The organism is Salinibacter sp. 10B, from assembly GCF_002954405.1.
In the GTDB taxonomy this organism is placed as follows: Bacteria; Bacteroidota; Rhodothermia; order Rhodothermales; family Salinibacteraceae; genus Salinibacter.
Map to the genome: position 1 here is coordinate 30,736 of NZ_MQWC01000001.1, position 19,969 is coordinate 50,704.

8 protein-coding genes are annotated in these 19,969 nt (G+C 56.2%); 1 reads left to right on the plus strand and 7 read right to left on the minus strand.

The genetic code is table 11. The features are described 5' to 3' along the window. Position 1: 1 nt before the first annotated feature. The 5 genes from BSZ35_RS00120 to BSZ35_RS00140 form a co-directional block, all read right to left on the minus strand. Positions 2–3,784 (minus strand): DNA methyltransferase, encoded by a 3,783-nt coding sequence (locus tag BSZ35_RS00120; RefSeq protein ID WP_105010537.1) that lies wholly within the window; start codon positions 3,782–3,784, stop codon positions 2–4. Positions 3,785–3,916: 132 nt separating this feature from the next. Continuing rightward, on the minus strand, positions 3,917–6,745 hold the full coding sequence (locus tag BSZ35_RS00125) for an SNF2-related protein (RefSeq protein ID WP_105010538.1): 2,829 nt from the start codon (positions 6,743–6,745) through the stop codon (positions 3,917–3,919). 58 nt (positions 6,746–6,803) lie between these two features. After that, entirely contained in the window at positions 6,804–11,966 is a 5,163-nt protein-coding gene (locus tag BSZ35_RS00130; RefSeq protein WP_105010539.1) for a DEAD/DEAH box helicase, read from the minus strand. Positions 11,967–12,126: 160 nt separating this feature from the next. Beyond that, a complete protein-coding gene (locus tag BSZ35_RS00135; RefSeq protein WP_181149107.1) occupies positions 12,127–14,916 on the minus strand; it encodes an AAA domain-containing protein in 2,790 nt (929 codons plus the stop codon). Positions 14,917–14,993: 77 nt separating this feature from the next. Next, positions 14,994–18,347, minus strand: a complete 3,354-nt coding sequence (locus BSZ35_RS00140; RefSeq protein WP_105010541.1) for an SNF2-related protein — start codon at positions 18,345–18,347, stop codon at positions 14,994–14,996. 119 nt (positions 18,348–18,466) lie between these two features. On the opposite strand from BSZ35_RS00140, the gene BSZ35_RS00145 reads away from it, so the two are divergent. Continuing rightward, positions 18,467–18,856 (plus strand): hypothetical protein, encoded by a 390-nt coding sequence (locus BSZ35_RS00145; protein WP_105010542.1) that lies wholly within the window; start codon positions 18,467–18,469, stop codon positions 18,854–18,856. Between the two features lie 26 nt (positions 18,857–18,882). Here the strand turns inward: BSZ35_RS00145 and BSZ35_RS00150 are convergent, their stop codons facing one another. Further along, complete coding sequence (locus BSZ35_RS00150) at positions 18,883–19,395, minus strand: hypothetical protein (RefSeq protein WP_105010543.1); 513 nt, start codon at positions 19,393–19,395, stop codon at positions 18,883–18,885. Positions 19,396–19,440: 45 nt separating this feature from the next. Beyond that, positions 19,441–19,881: a DUF6884 domain-containing protein gene (locus tag BSZ35_RS00155; protein WP_105010576.1), complete on the minus strand. Its 441-nt coding sequence runs from the start codon at positions 19,879–19,881 to the stop codon at positions 19,441–19,443. Positions 19,882–19,969 lie beyond the last annotated feature (88 nt).

Sequence of the window (19,969 nt, forward strand, 5' to 3'; positions counted from 1 at the left end):
TCTACGCTGACTTCTCTGCTAGCACCTCATGTCCTTCCACCTCCGTCACAGGAACATCAGCCTCCTCGGCATGCCGATTAAAGTTTAGCTCTAACAACCGACGCAACACCGTCTTACGAGCCCGCTTGCTGATGGTGTACCGAATACGGTCGTCTTCGGGAAGGTAGTCGACTGCGTGGAAGTCGTGCTCGAGGTCGATGTCGTTCCAGCCGTAAGCGCCGAGGACCTGCCGGTCCATACGGGCGTGTAGATCACGCAGATTGACGATCTGGGAAGCGACGGCTTCTGCTACATCATCGGACAGATCGGACTGCGCAGCGGTGGCGACGGTCTCAGGACCAGCGTCAGGGTCGTGAAACAAGTTGTAGGTCTTGGTCAACCCAAGCTGCATTCGCTCCATGACGGCCTGCCGCTGCTCGTAATACGCCTGCCCAACCTCGGCCAGCGCCGTCTCCTCGTCCTTGTCGAGACGGGGGAAGGGAAAGGTTTCGAACACTTTGCTGGGCGTGTACCGCAGGTCGCCCTTTAGGGTCGATGCGTTCTTCCAGGCCCACTGCTCGTGAAGATTGGACTGGAGAATGGCGAAGTCGTCGTAACTGTCGAGGGCGAAGACCCCGTTCATGTGAGAGAAAACGATATCGTCCTCGTAGAAGACGAAAGACATGTACTTCGTGTTGAGCGCGTTGACCAGGACGCGGTCAAACGATTCGATCGTCCTGTACAGATTCATGCATGGCTCCGCGAAACGCCACCACCGCTTCCGGTATGCTTTACGATTGTTATCAGCTCTGTGTGGCTTGACCTTTTCTTCTACGATTTCAAAACATTCCGGATATTTCTTCGCTTCCGACTTCGGCCAGTCCCGAAAGTTAATCACCCACCGTGAGGGCTGTTGATAAGGATCACTGTTTAGATCGTCTCCGATAAGATAGGGGAAGAGAACGTCCCGCAGATCTGGATTCTTTTCCATAAGAACTTCTGCCTCTGCTTCAGAGAGCACGAATCCACTTCCGGACAGGACACTGCCAATGAAGCTGACTTCCGAATTCTCATCCAACTTCTCAGGGTCAGGCAGCGGCTCTTCATCGGATAGATAGCTGTTTATTTCGTCAACCTCGTCGCCGTCTAAAACGAAATCACCTTCATATTCCCCCTTTTGAATAGTCGTGAGCGTAACTTTCAGATTTGCTTTGCCGGGCCATTTCTTCGAGCGCTCCGCATAGTTTATCGTCCCCCCCTCATTAAGAATCACGGCAAGACCTCCCTCTCGTGTACTGCCCTGCGCGATGGTGTTGGTAGCAATACAGCCGAACCCACCTTCCGAATTCAAAATGTCGAAGATGCGGCGGAAGAAGTAGGCGACGAGATCTGTCGCACCAGCCGGTTCGTACTCGCTCTTGACGTAGGGAAGGAAGTCATCACCAAAAGTACTCTTGAGTTTTCGATTTCCGAGGAACGGTGGGTTTCCTAAGATCACGTCGAACCCGCCCTCAGCGAAGACCTCGGGGAACTCTAGAAACCAGTGGAAAAAGTTCTTCTCATCGCCCACCTTGCAGGCGGCCTCAACGTCCGGGCGGTCCGGCAGGGAACCGGAGCCGTGGAGAAGGCGGCGGAAGGTGCCGTCGGTCATCACCCGGTCTTTGTTCTCCTCAGTTTTCCGGATGAAGAAGGGCGCGACCTGAGCATCGGCGAGAGTCTTCAGGCGCGTCCACTCGTCGGTTTGGAAGCGGTCGAACGCCTCCTTCTTCTTGCGACGCTCATCTACGGTATCGTCAGGCATCGCCTCCAAGTCGTGGAAGCGGCGGGCGAGGCTCTGTAGTTCCTCGCTTACTTCATCTCCCAGTTCAAGCTGAAGACCGCTGGCCGAACGCTTCTCACGCTCCTCCTTGCTTTGCTTACGAAGCGTACGGAGAACGTCGTTATCGTCGCCCGTTACCTTGTAAAACGGATCATTCGGGATCCCCTCTCGGAAACTGTCGACGCGATCGACGCCAATGATGGCGTCACCGCACCTGACGCGGTGGTCGAGAAAGGTTAGAGGTTTGCCGGGGTCGTGTGCTTCCAGCCAGAGGGCAACCTTGCAGAGCTCGACGGCCATCGGATTTTTGTCGACGCCGTAGATGCAGCGGCTGATGACGTCCCGCTTTGCGGTGCGGAGCGCCTCGGGGCTCGGCTGATCTTCGCCGGTGCGCACCACGGCCAACTCGAACGCAATGCGCCGTGCGGCCGCCAGCAGGAAGTGTCCTGACCCACATGCCACGTCACACACAGAAAGTGACAGGAGCGCCTCTTCCCGTTCTTGCGGGTTATCTCCTGCAGCGTTAAGCTTCTTCTCCATGACGGGGACTAGGGCATTCTCAAGGAGCGGACGAACGAGTTCCTCAGGCGTGTAGTGACTCCCGGTGTCGTCGCGCTCTTCCCCTTCCTGAAAGCCAAACCCCCATCCTTTGCCGTGCTCTGGTGAGGCCCCTTCCTGCACAACCGGTTCGTACTCAAGCAGACCTTCGTACACTGACCCAAATTCCTCGACGTTCAGCGCAGCATAGTTCACCCGCGTCCACACGCCCTGCTCGTTCTTGAATCGGGTCAGCCTGCTGAGCGTGTGAAGGAGGGTGCGGTTGTCGAGGACTGCATCCGTTAATGCCCCCAGGGCGTCGGGGGCAAAAAGCTCCCCAGCAAGGGGAGCAATACCAACCTCGGCGCCTACATCCTCTCGTTCGAAGAGCCTAAATGTATTGAGGACACGGAGCCACAAGTCGTGCTTCCGCCCATCGGCAAGTCTTGACTGCTCAGCCAGCGGTCGCAGACGACTCACGGCGTACAACTCATCGTATACTTCCTGAGAGCTCATCCCGTCTCCGTGGTCGTCTCCTTTCTCGTCTGGAAATACCAGATCCCGCTCTTCAATGACAAAGAGGAATAGGAGACGGTAAACAAAGCGTAGAAGCTGGTTATAGAGCTCCAGCGCAGTAAGATCTCCCTCAGCCACGCGCTTTCGAAGATCGGCGTTGTCACGGGCCTGTAGGAGAGCATTTGCCATCTCCTGAATGCCAGTTTTAACCGCATCACTCAGCTTCCCCCGAATACGAGCACCTTGCTCCAACGCGTGCTGATGATAGCCTTCTATGATTGATTCGTCGGCCACCTCGGGACGCTCAGGCATGCGGCTCCGGTGGAGGAGCCGATAGAGGATGGCGAAGTCGGCATATACCTCGTCCTCCATCATCTGGACGAGATCAAACTCCAGGTACGTCAGGCGCGTCAGTCGCGAGGAGTCGCGTAGAAGGCGCAGCTGGCGGCCATTTGTGACTAGAGCGTACAGATGAGATGTCAAATTGAGATACTCCTGCACCAGCGCGTGCGGCGAGAGACGAGGCCCGCTGGCCTCACGTCGTCGCTCCAAGCTATCAGAGTATCCCATCACGTGAACTGGGAAGCCGCCGATCGACTCGTCGCGGTGACTTAGGTCGTAAGTTTCTCCCTGGACGACAGCGGCTTTAGGCTGATAGGTTAGGTTGTAGCCCAACGTGTCCAGGAAGGGTAGAATCCAGAACTGGCGCGTCTCGGAAGTGGCGGTCGAATCCTCATCGAGGCGCTGGAGCTTGCTCTGAAAGACCTGCCATTGGTGCTTCGTCTCTCCCCAGGCCCGTGCAATTTCATCTTTGACCCTCCCTTCTATCCCAAAGCTTCCCGGCGTCTGATCCTGCGCCTCCTGCTCTAACCTTCCCAATAACTCGGCAGACAGAATATTTCCCTGAATCGTGATGGTTGGGTATTGCTTCATAGGAATGAGAGAATTGGAGAACGCAGCGATCTGTATGAACAGCAGTCAGTTAGGGACTCAAAAGAAGTTACATCTCGACCATGAGACCTCTTCGACGAACCCTTCACGGATCCTGTCACTGAGCCGGCGAGATTACTCTGGGAGAAGAACGTATACCCCTAGCACATCGGGGGGCCACACGGGCTCGACCCCTTCATAGCTGGAGCCGCCGACGACCCTGCGATGCCGTTCATGAGCGTCGATCAGGGCCTGGGTGCGAGAACGAGTGATTGACTCCAGATCGTCTTTTGCGAACTGAAGATCTTCGATCTCTTCTTCCAAAAACTGACGCTGAGCATTCGAGCTTAGATTGGAAGACGGGACGAGATCCAGAAGAAGGTGACGTGCCTCTTCCTCAGACAGCTCTTCTCGGTCTTCGATAAGCCCGCGGTACCCCCAGGTCATCACCTCCTCGGCCACAATTTCTTCGGACTGCTGATCAGCACGAATGACATTGCGGATGCGAAAGAGAATGAGCGTCGTCTTAATGTCGACAGCTTCCGTCCGGATCACGGCAGCTCGGGAAGGGGCGTCTTCTGCATCAGGATCAAAGGCATTCCGCATGACGTGTTGGCACGCCTGCTCAACGAAGGCGTGATTGCGGCCAAGGTACGTGTAGCCGTCAGGAACGGGTGACTGAAAGGTGACATCTACCTGGTCACTATCAGGCAAGGTTTCGCGGAGCGCGGGGGGAAGTTGGTTCGGATATAGGCGGTAGCCAACGACTTCCTCCCCATTTCGGCGTGGGTCCATCTGGACTCCCTCATGTGCAGCGAATCGGCGCACGAATCGCTCTACAGCCTGAGGGCTTCCCAAGACGCGATCCGTCTCTTTCAGATCGGGTTCGATTTCTTCGGGTTGGATCCGATTCTGCGCAAAGATTCCCCGAGTGTTTGTCTCACGCTCCAGTGCTCGATCGAGAGCTTCATTTACTTCCGACTCTTTGTTTTGAACTGTCTGTGCTTCTAGGCCTAGCGTGAGTTGATCCTGTTTGGCTGCCGCCTCAGGATTCATCAGCACCGCCTGCGTTATCGCCTCGGTGATGGTCTGGCTGTCTTCGGGAAATGGAAGTGCAATGCCGGTTTCCTCGTGAATCTTACGGGTTTTGCGGAGGAGAACGCGGGTAATGACGCCGTCGATCGGGTTTTCCCCTACCATCAGCACAGTCTTTACTTGATCTGCGGCCTGGCCGTACCGATCCACCCTTCCCTCGCGCTGCTCAATGCGATTCGGGTTCCACGGCAGGTCGTAGTGAATCACAGCGGTGAAGTGCTCCTGCAAGTTGATCCCCTCACTCAGGCAATCGGTCGCAAATAGAACGCGCCGAGGGGCCTGTCCAATCGCTTCAACGCGATCTCTACGTTGATCATCGTTCAGTTCGCTTGTGACCGCCTCCACTGCGATTTTGGAGTAGGCGTCCTCCAGTACCGGTTTCAGACGCTCCTCCAGGTAGTTCGCTGTAGGAATATAGCGGCAAAAGACGATGGGCTGGTAGCCCGCCTCCAGGAGATCCTCCAATTGGGCACGGAGCTGCCGGAGTTTCCAGTCCCCATCGAACGTACGCAGATCTGAGAGCCGATCTGCAAAGGTTTGGAGCTGCTTGACCTCTATAGAGGCAAACTCGGCCGTTTCTGTAAGCTCGGTAGGCGTGGTGTCGGCATGATTCTCATCAGTGTCGAAAAGTACGTCAGCAGCCGCATCATCGTCCACCTCAGCGTCCTCAGCCACCTTCTCAGCCCGGTTGCGGAGCATCATTTCTCCTGAAGCGGGGCTGGAAATTACGCCTCGAAGGATGGCCAGAGCGGTCCAGTAGCGCATATGGGACTCAGACCCGTTCTCAACGCCGGCGTATCCTCGGGCGAAGCGAAGCACATCGTCGAAGAGCTCCTGATAACCGGGCGACAAGGGGTACTGGGTCTCCTCAGCGATGCGATCAGGAAAGTCAGTATGCTCCATCCATTCGACAATGTCACGCCTGCGACGCTGTACTACATGTTTGGCAACGCGCTCACGGGTCTGTCGAGGAGCATCTGCCAGCACGACATCTTCGAAGTCCGAATCCAAAAAGGCTAGTAGCGACTGAAACGACTCCTCGATGCCGCTATGAGGTGTCGCCGTCAGCAAGAGCAAGTGCTGCTGTGCTTTCTGGGCGATTTTATGCACGAGGAAGTGCCGCTGCTGCTGGCGGTGCGACGTGGCGCCGCGAGGCAACGTGCAGGTATGTGCCTCGTCTACCACTACCATCTCGGGGCATTCCGCCAGAAACAACTGCCGACGGCGCTCAGACTTGATGTAGTCAATCGAGATAATTTGAAAGGGATAGTGACGAAAAACGCTCTCGTCCCCTTGAATCCGTCGGTCGAGCCGTGCTGCAGTGTCGGTTCGAATCACCTCCACGTCCTCAAACCCAAATTTCTCGCGGGCCTCCTTCTCCCACTGATCACACAGGTGTGCTGGGCAAACAACGGCGAAGCGCTCAATCAGGCCGCGATCAACCATCTCGCGAACGATCAGTAGCGCCTCGATAGTCTTACCTACACCCACGTCATCGGCAATGAGCAGACGAACGATCTCCTGGCGCAGGGCCATTATAAGTGGCACCACCTGATAAGGGCGCGGGCGCACCGAGAGGCGCCCGAATGACCGGAACGGACCTGCTCCACTACGAAGGCCGAGCCGCGCAGCGTCGTACAGTAGCTGAGCCGAGTCGAAATCGGCCAGATCAGCAGCGCTGGGCATCGGAAACTCGGCAGGCTCGGGAGTTTCATTAGGAAGAGCCAGTGGCAGGTACACGCCAGTGCTTTCCAGTTCGTGTCCCCCGAGTGGCTTAATCCGGAGCACGTCCGGATCCGACGACGGCATTACAATCCATTCCCGGTCGCGAAGTCGAACGAGTGCGCCAGGATTGAATGTCTGAGACATATGAAAGAAGCAGTTCGGACAGAAGTGAGATAACAAACAATAGAGACAAGGGACTGGACTATCGGACAGAACGGAAAATATCCCCGTTCTCGTCGAGAAGAGTATCCAGAGGCTCTGAGTAGTGGTACTCGATTACGCGATAGCCATGAGCGCGAAGCTTCCGACGAACGTTCTCATCGTGCTTCTTCACTTCGGAGTCATCATGAGGTGACCCGTCAACGAAGACAGCGGCCCGTTCCTCCTCGTAGTAGAAGTCCGGCTGTACGTATAGCTCTGGCGGCGTCCACTGCGCATAGTCGGGAAGCCGAAGGTTTCGTTCGTACAGGCGCTCCAGAAAGTCGTCTTCCAGCGTTGAGTTCGGGTCCGTTTGCTGAAGAAGGCGCTGATACTGTTCATCGTAGTCTTCTCCAGTTGCTGACTTTGATTCGAGATCGCATGCCAGTAGCATCTCCAACGCCCCACGAATCAGCCTGCGGTCTATGCGCTCGTGATGGTACTGGTTGTAATAGCTCAGAAGATCGTCATACGAGGCTTTCGGCTTGCTAGCTTCCTCCTCCGGATCCTCGTTGAAATGACATAGATCATACGCCACCTCAACTACCTGCCGAAACCGTTCCGGCGCCTCCACAATCTGCGACAGAATACCCAAGCTTCCCTCTGCTGCCTCATAGATCATCAAGTTAGGTATGTCCTGCTCGCCCATGAGGGTGGATTGGATCTCGCCAGACTCCACCTGAAAGACTCGAATAATGGCCTGCTGCAGTGCGTACTGCAGGGTTAACACCCCGTCTTCGTCCAGGTCAAGAGCGCTCGATGGGTGTATGTACAATGCGTCAGCGACGTCGCTCGTGTACAGCTTCACCCGTTCCCAGTCCGGCACGTCGGGATCGCTCGGATCCATATCGGGACTCGGGGATCGCGCCCACGTGCCGGTAGAGGGATTCACCATGAAGCCCTCTTGATCGTAATAACGCCACCCTTGATTGACGAAGTAGAGCCGGGCGGTCGGCACGTACTTGACAGACAGAAGCGGTTCCCCATCCGAAGACAGGAGCAACTCCTGAACGTCGTCCATCGGCCCGTCGACACTGAAATAGGTGTCAATCTTGTATCCCTCCCGCGAACGCTCTTCCTCTTCGCATGTGATGTTCTCGCGCGGGTAGGTACGCACTTCCGAAAGCTCCAGCAGATTCGGAAAGCGTTCTCGATCGTTTTCGGTGTTGAGCGGAGTGTTCGTGAATGGGCAGTTTGTCCGATTCCTCTCCTCACCAGCGAGAAAATACCCAGAATGTTTGCTGACCTTTGCCTCAATCTGGCTCGTCTCTAGATCCAGGTTCTGAAGGCGATTAACCTCGAACTTTGAGCCGTTGTGATAAATGCGGTTGCGTGGCCCAAACTCACGAAGAGCAATCTCCCTTGGCCGCGAGATGTACTCGCCTCCCTCTCCTATCGGCATGTATGCCCGAATAGGCAGGCGTGTGAAGTTGTATCCGGGGAGGAAACCTTCCGACGCTAGATATCGAAATGGATAGAACTCGGAGTAGTAACGTGCACCGCGGGCTTCATTCTTTAGAAGCGCAATCTGCCGCCGGGCTTGCCTTTCTTCCCGTTCCGCTTCTTGGCGCTCGTCACTCGACGGGGTGAGCACCGGATCGTCCAGAACTTTCTGGGCTTCCTTCCGCTGCCGGACGGCTGACCGGTAAAGCGACCGCCAGCGATCCAGTGCCTTATCGAACTTGTTTGGCACCGCACGAACCGCGTCCTTGATCCATGTCTCGGTATACCAGGATCGGCCAATGCGTTCATGCAATCGGCCAAGTGTACTTCGAAACCGTTGGGCAATACGTTCTTGTTGATCAGGAGAAAGCTCCAACTCTTCTTTCACCTCTCTGCGAAGCGGCAAGTCTGGATCGTCGAGCTTTAGGAGGCTGCTGACAGCGTCCTGAAGCGCGCCAAGGCCTACCTCTGAGAGGTACAGTGCGTGGAGGTGTGAGCGAAGCAGTTCTTCGTTCTTGAGATCCAGTCGTGGGGGATTCACCACCCCGGCAACCATGTCCTTTTTGTTCTGAAAGAAGTGTCGGTCATGTGGAGAGCTATTCGAGCAGTACGTGACCGATAAAGCTGCTTGCCCTACTCGACCTGCTCGACCACTTCGCTGTGCGTAGTTCGCCGGATTGGGTGGTACATTGCGCATGTGTACCACTGCCAAGTCCTTTATATCAATGCCGAGTTCCATGGTCGGCGAACAGAAGAGAGCTTGCAACTGCCCTTCTCGAAAGTCTTCTTCTCGCTCCTGACGGTCGCTGTTCTGAATTTGGCCGGTGTGCTCTGCACCTGATAAACTTCCTTCGAAGTCGGAGTCTCTCGAGTAGACCTCTCGAAAATACTGGTTGGCTTCAGGCTCCGGCAGATTCTTTTTCGCCTGTAAACGCACATCGTCTCGGTAAGGCTGTATCTCCCGGTCCTCATTCGGCGCTTTCCACAGGAGCCGGTTGACCTGGAGGCGATAAAGAGGTATTTGCTCTCCTCTGTACTCCTTCTCGGTCCGACTCAAATACCCGAGACCAGTCAAGACCCCCAACAGGTCGTCCATAAACTGGTCATAGGCCGTACGATCAGAAAGGTGGAGTCCCAGCTCTTCGTGGCGGCGCAGATGTTTTCCTAAGGCGCTTCTATACCCGACGCTGGTAGAGGGCACGTCCCGCCGCTGGAAAGATTGCACATACGCATATTTCGGATGCTCAATCTCTTCTTCCTCGGAATCTAGTCCCCACCGCGCAGTCAGCCGGTCCCGGATGAGGTGACTGTTTGTATTGATATTTTGTGCTTGCAGGTCGACGTGGTCCAGGGCGTAGCTGGTGCGGAAGTAGTTCAGGATATCCTTCAGAAGGCCAAAGCGCACCTCTTGGCTCATGTCCCTTAGGGCATCCACTGTCTTCCATCCCTCATCTTGTCCCGCTATTTCGCTTAGGTTTTTGTACCCGATCTCCAGTAGCGCGCATTGCTCCAGGTTCGGAAGCACGATACGCCAGGATCTCCGGAGATCCTCCAATGCCCGATAGAAGATCATCTTCTTCAGTGCCTTCTGATTGTCGTTTCCAGACACCGAGAAGCCGGAGACGCTCATCGGATTACGCGCGTAATCAGACTCAGGTAGATCCAAAGCCTCAAACACGGCCTGTGCAAGACGATCACTTTCCAGAGTCTGATCAGGAGACGACTTTACCGCCTCGTAGATCGCTGACCTAAGTCGGATAACCTGATTAAAGTCGTTGAAGTGCCCAGCCTGAAGAGAGGCGTCTTGCCGGTTGTCTGTGAAGCTGAGCAACTTCCGAGCTTCCGGTTCAACATCGGCCGACTCTAGTTGCCGAACGATGGTGCGAGACAGAACGGACGTGGCCGTACTTCGGGCCTCACTGCCCAACTTTGCCAGCTTGGAGAATTCACTGGTTCGACTCTGGTTGTACATCACCCCCGCCGTTGGATCCAGCGGCAGTTTCGCTGGCACCCACCAACCTTCATAGGGAAAACCTGGACTCGGCTCGCTCGAAAAGTTCCCCTGAACGTCGAAATAGATCTTCTGTGGCACTCGATCCCTGCGGCTCTTCTTAATACTGGTAACCGTCCCGTCCGAACCGCGATTGAACCACGACTTGGGTAGTATGTCTTCCTGCTCTTCCTCTCTCCACACCGGCTCGTCTCCCATATCAAGTAACAAATAACCGCTTCTCCGGTCGACATCATCTGCCTCTTCCTGCTGGTGCACGTCGTGAAAGTCCCGTGGCACAAGTTGGTCGTCGTAATCCCGACGGGTAACGCATAAGAAGTCGTGTCCCGTCAACCGACTGAAAGCAACAGGGAAGATGGGCTTGTCTGTCTCATCCTCCCGAACAGTGTAGCCAGCATCCAGCGTAATCGTACGCTCCTCACGGCCCTCAAGGGTTACATAGACAGAACCTGTCTGAGCAATAAACTGGTGGAGCTTGAACGGCAGAAGAGGCTTTTCATTGCGCTCAGCCCGTTCTCGGTTTACGGTCTCAACCCACCGAAGAATATCGGTGAGGGCCTCTTTGCACTCCTCCTTGGCCAACCCTGTAACCTCGACCAGTTCTTCTGTGATCTCTGGAAGAGTGAGGGGCTCTCGGCGAACGAGAACATCGCCCTTGACATCGAGCCCAATCCGATGCTCTAACCACCTTGCTAATGGATTCTCACGCAAAGCCGCCTCACCAGCTGACGGTACGACGGGTGCCTGCACAGCCTCACGAAGCGTCGAGGCCTCCTCGTTTGGAGGTTCAAAATGGTTCGTGAGGGTTTCGCCAATGACGTGGTCCGACTCGAAGGACTGCCCAAAGATCTTTTCAGCCACCTCGGCAACCTGACGACGTTGCTCACTGAGCGACTCATCACCAGCCGCCATCGTAGCACTTGTGCCAATACAGACCAGTTCGTTCTCAGTATATTCCTGCAAGCGACGATTCAACAGGCCAACATCTGCACCTTGACGCCCCCGATAGGTGTGTAGCTCATCGTACACTAGATACTGCAAACCATCGCTGATGGAACCCCGAAGAGCCGCTTCCCTCTGCCGCGTCAGGATGAGCTCCATCATCATATAGTTCGTAAGCAGGATATGAGGCGGATTCTTCAGAATCCGCTCCCGCTCGCCCTGACCAGTTTGCCCGGTATATTGAGCAAATTGAACTGGAAACTGGCGTCCCGTTCTTGCCTCATAGGTTTCTTTAAACTCCTCAATAGCCTGTAGCTGAGAGTTGATGAGGGCGTTCATCGGGTAGATGATAATCGCCCGGATCCCTGGCCCGGTTTTGTCTCGGAAGACACTGTCGAAGATGGTCCCCAGATAGGTGAGTGATTTCCCCGAGCCGGTGCCAGAGGTAACTACAAAGTTCTCATCATTTGCGCCTAACCGCAGGGCCTCCTCCTGATGACGATAGAGCCGAAAGGGCTCATCTCTTTCCCGGTTGTAGAAGACGTCTGGTAATTCCGAATGCAGAACGCCTGCTTCGACCAAAGAGGAAGGCAGCCCTGCTGTCTCGTAGGCCGGATTGAACTGGACTAATGGCTCCGGCCAGAGCTTCTTGTCCTCATCCAGTGCACTCTCCACTTCCTTCCGAATTCGGCCATCACGAATGTCGATAAAGCTCTGAACGTAGCTCTTGTACTCCTCTACAACCTCGTCCTGAAAGGCAAAGATATCCATAGACGTGAGAGCGGAGACCTATACTGAGGCGCTGTGGGGCGGAATAGAGTCCGATCTGACCAGATAAGGAAAGACCGGAGCAGAAGAACTGCCGAGAGAATTATTCTCTCGAATCGATGTGTTTTCAAACTATGAAAAGGGGAGAGCGAAGACAATAGCATTAGTTAAGAGCGGGCAGTCCCTTCTCCCTGACGAGAGACATGTCGGAAACGTAGTCCGCAAACGGAGCAAGCGACCCGCCTGCACGCCGACACTGATCCAGGTGCCCCATAACCTGCAGCGATGCCCGGGCACGGGTGATGGCTACATTCAAAAGCTGATCGGTCGTCGCCACCCATCTCTCGGTGAACTCGTCAATCCCTGGAGCCACGACCGGAGAGAAGATCATGAGGTCTCGCTCGTCGCCCTGAAAGCGGTGGGCCGTCCCGATCGTCGGTCCTTCCACGTCTACCGGAGAACCGCTCGATTTCGATCGCAGATCATTCCACCAGGAAGTGCCCTGCATCCGGTCCTGTAGGCGATCGGCCTGCGCGCGAAACGGCGTCACCACACCCACATTGAGATCCGGTCGCCCGAGAAGTCCTTCCTCATGCCACTTGCCAAGAAGCCAGAGCACGCCTTGAATTTCCCGCTCGTTGTAGGCACTTCGGATGCCCTCGGGCACCTCTCCCCTGACATCGAACCACCGGACCCCTCTCCATTTTCCCGGAACGTCGAACGAGTCCTCACTTCTCATCTCCCGCAGCCGCTCCCCGTAGAAGCGGCTATTGGAGAAGCCGATAATCTCCGGGTGCGAGCGGTAGTGGTTGCGCAGTAGAATGGGCTTTTGCCTGCGGTCGTCCAAAGCCCGTTCGGCCAATCCATAAAGCGACTGGCGGACGTAGGACCACCGAGGCGTAAGATTGGAGGCGCTGCTCCGTTCGGCAATACGCTTCTCTTCCTCTTCCCGAATCGAGGTGATGTGCTGGAGCTGCTTCTCGTCGCCGATAACGCACGAGCGTTCGGCGCGGTAGAGAAGCGGGACGGCCGAGGCGATGTCGCACTGGCTGGCCTCATCTACAATCACAAGATCAAAGAGCCCGGGCCGGAGTGGAAGGGCGTTCCGAACAGAAAGGTTGGTAACCACCCACACCGGGAGGTGCCCAGCCAGCGAGGTAAGCGCCGATTCCAGGCGGTCGAGCGCCTTTTTATATCCGGATGGACTGGTATCGCGAACGCCCTGGAGAGCCTCGTAATAGTTTCGAACGCCCCGCTCTACGCTTGGTAGGTTCCGCGCGACTCGCCCGACCCACTCGTTTCTGATAAGCTTCTGATTCGCCTCTGTGAGCTCGCCTTTGAGCTCAGAGAGTCGCTCCTCGTATCCCTCAGCTCCTTTCAGAAGGTCTTCGAAAGCAGCGCGGGCTTTTCGCTCTTCTTCGCGGCGCTCGGTCCAGGCGCGGTAGTCCAACAGTTGGGATAGGATTCGAGACAACTCATCGAATCCATCGGCTCCGTAGGCCTCCACATATACATCCTCCTGAACAGACCGAGGCAGCGAACCAGTCAGTTCGTCGGCCTTCTCGCGAAGAGTCTCCAGCAGCCGACCTGCGAAGAAAAGCTGCTTCAGCCAAAGAAGAAGGCCCATCTTTTTCTCTCCGGCGAGCATCTGTACCCGATCGAGCGCGGAACGGAGCTCGCGAAGAGGAAGAGCGCTTGGATTAGGCGCGTCCGGCTCGGTCCATCTGTTCGGGAGCTCGTCTTCGGCCGCGCGGCGTTTCTCAACTGCTTCCCTGTAGGCCTGATGCCGCTTGTTCAACTCCTCAATCTGCTCTCGAACAGCCTCAATTTCCTCACGGAGAAGGCGTCCTCTCTTTTTCGAGAAACGCTCGGTCAGCTCCTCGCGCCGATCAGACAGTCTGCGTAGGCGATCCAAAAGCTCCTCCTTCGTGTCGTCCATTATTCGGCGGCTTCCCAGGCGGAGGACAAAGTCGTACTCCTCCCCTAAGATTGCCCGCATCCGCTCCCGGACGACATCGACGGCCTTGTTGTTTTTGCTGGCGAAGAGAACCGGTTCTCCATTCAGAGCCGCGTCGGCAAGCAGGTTCACAACAACCTGGGACTTGCCAGTCCCCGGCGGACCGGTCACGACGGAGAGCTCTTCGGTTAGCGCAGCCCGAGCGGCCTCTGCCTGCTCCTCGTTGAGACGAAGCACCTCCGCGGGTTCTCTTTCTAGTTTTCCACTTGACCCACGACTTGACTGGAAGTACGCCCCCAATGCCGACGAAGAGGACTTCCTCTGCAAAAACTCGTACTTTTGCAGGGCAGAGAGGTCGCGCTCAAGGTTGTAGGTGTAGGAGCTATAGGCACTCTGGAAGAGAATTGGAGAGGCGTAGACCCCGGTAGACGGCTGCCTTGGTAGGGAGTCCATTTCCCGTCGACTTAAAGAACCGGGTGCCTCGTCAAAGTACCCGAGCACAATCTCCAGCTTCTCTTCAAATGGGCCCGAGTGGTGTTCAATCCGATCCTGGATGTCAGCGATCTGCTCCGGATAGTAGCCCTCCTTTCGAAACAGATGGTGGTTCACGTACGGCGGTGTTTCCTCCCTCCGGCTCAAAGCAAGCCCGCCTCCTTCATTCTTCTCTACGCGAAGCTCAGTGAAGAAGAGCGGAGAGACGTTGCTCTCCCGGTCAACGTAGACGGGAAACCCGTAGAAAAGACGATCCTGACTCGTCGTGTTTGGCCCCTCGTCCTCGACCGCATCGCTCAGAAACTCCGATTGGGACTCCGTCAACCGCGGTAGACTCAACTGATCCAGGTCCTGGTGGAGAAACACCTCTCGCTCGAAGGCAGGGGCGATAAAAACGTATCCACGGCGTTTTGACCGGAGGCTCAGCCGTCGAAGGCCCTCTTCTTGAACGCAGCCAAGATAGAATTCGGAGAGATGTTTGAAGGACCTGGAGATGCTACCCATAACTGAAGAGAGACCTGAAATAGAAAGGACTTGACTGCGGGCCAACCACATTGGTGCCGATTTGGACCGTGCAAAACCTAGAGGGGCAGCGCGACAATTGCAGCAGCCAGCCGCCGCCCGATTGGCTCTTCTTGCTTGACCGACTGGGCGAGTTGCTGTAGGCTACTCGTTTCAATCTTATCCCGGTACCGGAGATGATCCTCCATATCTTTGAGACGGATCGGCTCCCGACTCTCCGTATTTCGCTTATACTGGACGTATCTCGGCTGCACGATCCCCAACCACCGGTCAGCCAAGTCGTGTAGGTCGGCCCAGGGCTTTTTATCCATCGTGAGAACGTCGCTCAAAAACTCGCTGGCTTGCTTCCGATTGGTCCCTTCGTCTGCGGTTGTCTTGTACCGGACGACCAGTTCCTTCAAGAGGTCTAGCCCATGTTGGGCCTTGTTGGAGAGAAGCTCCCGTTCATTTCGCCGAATTCGCCCGAGCATCTCTTCGAGCTCCTCTCCGACGCTTTCCCAAAGTGCTGGATCGCCTTGATTCGGCGCCCGGCGCGCCCTCGGCAGAAGCTTTCGGAGCCGCCGTGCGATCGGGCCAAGACGCGTTGTGACCCTCCACTCCGACTCCTCAAACCCGAGCCCAACAGCATCCTTTTCGCTTCCCTGGTGCAAGAGGACCCACCTGGGAGCGCGCCCCTCCCGACCGCGGAGACAGAAGAACCCCCAGCGTTTCTCGGATTCCATGATCGTGACCCGGCTCCATACCGCTTTGCTCGTTCCAGCGATGTGTTTGTAAACCTCTTTATCGATGAGCGGAGGGGTTCTGTGATCGGTCTCGTCACCGAGCCCTACCAGTCGCCGAACCGGCTGGAACGCGTCTTCAAGCCGCTCATCAGGCCCCTCGCGCTGGTGCGTCTCGTATTCCTCGATGAGCTCCTCCGCACTTGCGCGGCGAGACTGTTGCTCAGAAAAGAGACCGTCCTCTCCCTGGAGCGGCTCGGGGAGTTTAATGTTGTTTCCCATGAGCCGCTCGTTCACGTTGTAGCGTTCGATCAGGAGGTCTCGCCGTGCTGATTGGAAAGGACGGCTATCACTTGGCCACCATACCTCAATCTCATCGTGAGGGCTGTCCATACGGTCGATTCGGCCGACGCGCTGCTCGGCAATACGAATGACACTGGGCGTGTCCAAAAGGACGACCGAACCTGCTCGTTGCAGGTTGAGCCCCTCACTCATTGCGTCGCTACAGAGCGCTACGAGCCCGACCTCTCCTTCCCCATCTTCCCCGATGGTGGTCTGCGTCCCGCCTTCCAGACCAAGCCGCTTGATAATGGAGCGTTTCTTCCCAGCCGACAGGCTCCCATCGGCTACAACGACCTCCTGTCCCAGCTTACGGTTGCGAAGTTGATCACGAAGGTCGTACAGGGTGAGAGGGCGCGCCCCAAACGCGAGGAGGACGTCCTCTTCTCTCGCGATCTCCTGAATCTTCTGCGCACGGGCCTTCGCCCTGGCGTCGGAGAGCTGACTTGCCTTGTCCCCAATCTGCCGAAGGCGCTCTTTTTCTTTCTCAATTGTCTCTTCGAGCCCCGAAGTCAACCACTCCGGAAGGTCAATCTCCAGGTTGCTATTCTCCTCAGGCGGGTCCCGTCGAAGCTCCTCTACGGCACTCAAGCGATCGCCGCTCTCAGTTTTTAGGTCGGCTTCGAGGCCAAGGCGCCTCGACGCTTCGGCGGTCCCAAACACCACCTCCAAAAGAGCGGCACGCGAGGACTGCAGGGCGCTTCGCATTCCGTGGGCCGCCAGACCCTTCGCTCCCTTAATCTTTCGCTCCAGAAAGTCCTTCTCTCGCTCCTCGTCCCCAACAACCCAGAACGGGGCCTTAAATGTACGGAGCCAAGGAAGCCCCTTAAGATCTTCGGAGATCTGGTTGATCTCCCGAGCAATTTCCTTGTCTTTGTCAGTTTCTCCGGTGAGATAGGTCTTGCAAATGTGCTCGGGAAACCGGTGGACTGTACCATCCTCGGATCTGTAGCCATCTGTCTTCCGCTCGACGATCCGGTTCAGGTCCTGCTTTGTGCGGCGGATGGTACACTGCCGAACGATACGTCGAAGGGCCTGCTCGTCTTCGCCGGTCAGGTTCGTCTTTTTCCGAAGCTCCTTGTACGTCTGAAACTCCCGGTCCGACAGATTATCAAGCCCCAGAAGCTCAATCATCCGAAGCAGGTCGCTAGAGCCTCGATTTATGGGGGTGGCAGTCAGAAGAGAGATGTAATCCGGTGCACTCTCCTCTACTGCCTTGCTCCGCTCAGTGCCGGTAGAAAGGTAGTTGTGGGCCTCATCCAGAAAGAGGACATTACTTTGCCGCACCTGTCGGTGGATCTCCTCTTTCTGGTTTCCTTGCGACAGTTTTCCGTGGGAGATCGCCTCCACGGAGTTGGCCGAAGACTTTTGGATCTCCTCAGACCACTCGCCGGTGACGTTCGGCGGACACACGACTGTAGAATTCGTCCGATGGCCTTGTCCCTTTGACCAAAGACGATTGAGAAGCCCGTACAGCAGATGCGTCCCCACACGGGTCTTCCCCGATCCCGTCGCATCAGCTACGAGGACACTTCCCCGTGTATCCAGAATCCAGAGTCCCTGGGCAATGGCCTCCTCCTGATGGGGCCAAAGATTCTGATCTTGGAGAAGACGGAAGACTTCTGGATAGCGGTCAACCCAATCCCCCTCTAATACCTCAGCCGACGCGCGTGCGAGAGCTTCTTCCCACTGAACTGGCTGGAGAAGGTCCTCAAGCAAGCGCTTTATCTCTGAGGTGCACTCTCGGGCCTGCTCTTTGAACTGAGCCGCAACCTCACAGAGTTCTCCATAACGGGTGCTCCCACTTTCAAACCGGGCATTAGCCTCACGTTGCTTCCCGAACCCGTGTCTCGAGAAGTTACTCGATCCGACCACAGCCCCGTCCTCCCCGACATAGATCTTTGCGTGGAGATCCTCTCCAGCGTAGAAGCGGACCTTTCCCCTAGTCATTGCTTCAATCAAGCGGACAATGCCACCACCGGTCAAAACCGAGACGCCTTTTTCGAGCCAGTAGTCTCTGGCTTGCTCTTCAACCGGCTGGGTGCCGACGTACAGGGACCCCTCGCGGGTTGTCGGCTCACTTCCAAGCACGATGTCAATCGAACGGTCTCCAACCTCATTCTGACTGAAAAATGCAAGGAGGTGCTCAAGCGAGGTAAATGCCGTTACGATTGTAAACGAGGTTGAGGCCTCATAGCTTTCCGCCACTGTCTCCCCAACCTCTGTCCCGGCTTCGTTCAAGGGGAAACGCGTCTGTGGTGGCCAGGGCGACCTCGCCTCTCCCGTGTCGTCCTGACTGAAGTCGATTCTAATCTGAGATGGGCCTTCTCCTTCCTGGTCGTTTCGGGCGGTCATGTCAGCGGGTGTTGGAAGAAGTCGCTTGAGATGTGATCAAAAGCCGAACTGATTGGCTCTTGTAGAAAAGAATATGCTCTCAGTACCAGAGCTTGCTTGTGTAGGTGTTTCTCCCGTTGATGATTTCTCGTCTCCTGCCCTCCCTAGCGCCCGGCCCAAATTCCTTCCTGTTATCCTATAGCGGTCTCATCTACAACACGCCGGCGCTTCTCTTTCTGGGCCTATTATTTTGGAAACGCCCTCTATGGGGAGCGCTTCTGACTGCCCTTTCCTTCGGGCGAGTATTTCTTGGATGGGTGCCGTGGAGCATGCACATGATGATTGCCTGTTTTGCTCTCCTGGCCAGCAGGTCGAGGTGGATGCGTGTTCTGGCGGCCTTTCTTTTGGCGATGACAACGTATTACTACCTCGGGCGCTTTCAGGACGTCTGGGGCTGGCTGCTTAGCGGGGGGATGGGACTTTTGGCTGCTCTCCTGGATCACCTGTATCCGCTCCTGAGCCCCGGTTGAAAGTCCAGCACGGTTGATTCAGAACCTTAGAGTTGCTCCCGGATCTCTTCGAGCTCTTCTTCGAGCTCGCCGACCCGCTGGGTGAGCTCTTCAATCTTGGAAAGTGCCTCACTTAAAGTAGGGACGCTCACGCTTGCAGTCGGTCCTTCTTCAATCACCGATCGGATCTCCTCCGCAGCTTCGGAATCGGTGGCAATGGTTTCCGCCTCCTCTGTGACATGCCCCCTGCTCCGGAGCGCCGGATCAAACTCCTCAAAGGCAATCAGCTCCGCCGCCTTAAGGTAGCTCTTCTCCTCGAACCGGGAATGGAGCCACCATTCGATACGGGTGACCAGATCCGGGTTAAGCGAGGCGGCTGACGTTCCTGTAACCACGCTACTGTCCTGGCGGATGAAGTGCTGGCGGATCCGATTGCGGAGATTGCTGCTGATCCCAATGTAGGCGACGTGTCTCGACCGTCCGGTTCCCCCGTAGAGCGCGTAGAGGGCCGGGTCCGTCGGGAGGTCGCTGATGAAGGGAAACGCAGTCGTGATGGGCATCGGAACGGCTCCTAAAAGATATGTGATGGGACACTTCGGTAGTGGCTATTCCGCCTCAACCTGCTGCTCGGAATTCCTCTGATTCAGAAACTGAAGCTGCTCTCCGATTCCCAATCCTTCCATGGGTATAGATACGCGGGCGACCAGATCTTCAAGGGGACCAGTAAGGTACTCCCGGTACTTCAGCCCCGCAAGAATGACAACTTCGTCCTCGGGAGAAAGCACCTCGCCAAGCTCCTCAAGAACGCTGGAGGCCCACTCCTGACGCTCCTGGGCCGAGAAGTTGTTTAACGTTTCCTCATAGGGGGCAACCTCATCGGTAGGAGCCAAAACGCCGTGCTTCGCCGAAAGAATAAACCAGGAGTCGCACCGTTCCCGCGCATAAACCCGAGCCTTCTGAAACCAGGTAGAGTTATACAGGCGCCCCGCCGGCATCGGTCGATCACGTTTTGACTTGACGCAGGCTACAAGCGCAACGGTAGGCATAAGCAGCATTTCGCATTGTGCAAAACGGACGGAGGGAAGGCTTCTGTATGTCACATAATGAAGGTGCAGAAGAAAAGCGGCCTGCACT

Excerpts from the sequence above, each read along its gene's own strand:
- BSZ35_RS00140 (WP_105010541.1), bottom strand. The coding sequence starts at position 18,347 with ATGACCGCCCGAAACGACCAGGAAGGAGAAGGCCCATCTCAGATTAGA.
- BSZ35_RS00120 (WP_105010537.1), bottom strand. The coding sequence starts at position 3,784 with ATGAAGCAATACCCAACCATCACGATTCAGGGAAATATTCTGTCTGCC.
- BSZ35_RS00145 (WP_105010542.1), top strand. The coding sequence starts at position 18,467 with ATGATTTCTCGTCTCCTGCCCTCCCTAGCGCCCGGCCCAAATTCCTTC.
- BSZ35_RS00125 (WP_105010538.1), bottom strand. The coding sequence starts at position 6,745 with ATGTCTCAGACATTCAATCCTGGCGCACTCGTTCGACTTCGCGACCGG.
- BSZ35_RS00135 (WP_181149107.1), bottom strand. The coding sequence starts at position 14,916 with ATGGGTAGCATCTCCAGGTCCTTCAAACATCTCTCCGAATTCTATCTT.
- BSZ35_RS00150 (WP_105010543.1), bottom strand. The coding sequence starts at position 19,395 with ATGCCCATCACGACTGCGTTTCCCTTCATCAGCGACCTCCCGACGGAC.
- BSZ35_RS00130 (WP_105010539.1), bottom strand. The coding sequence starts at position 11,966 with ATGGATATCTTTGCCTTTCAGGACGAGGTTGTAGAGGAGTACAAGAGC.
- BSZ35_RS00155 (WP_105010576.1), bottom strand. The coding sequence starts at position 19,881 with ATGCCTACCGTTGCGCTTGTAGCCTGCGTCAAGTCAAAACGTGATCGA.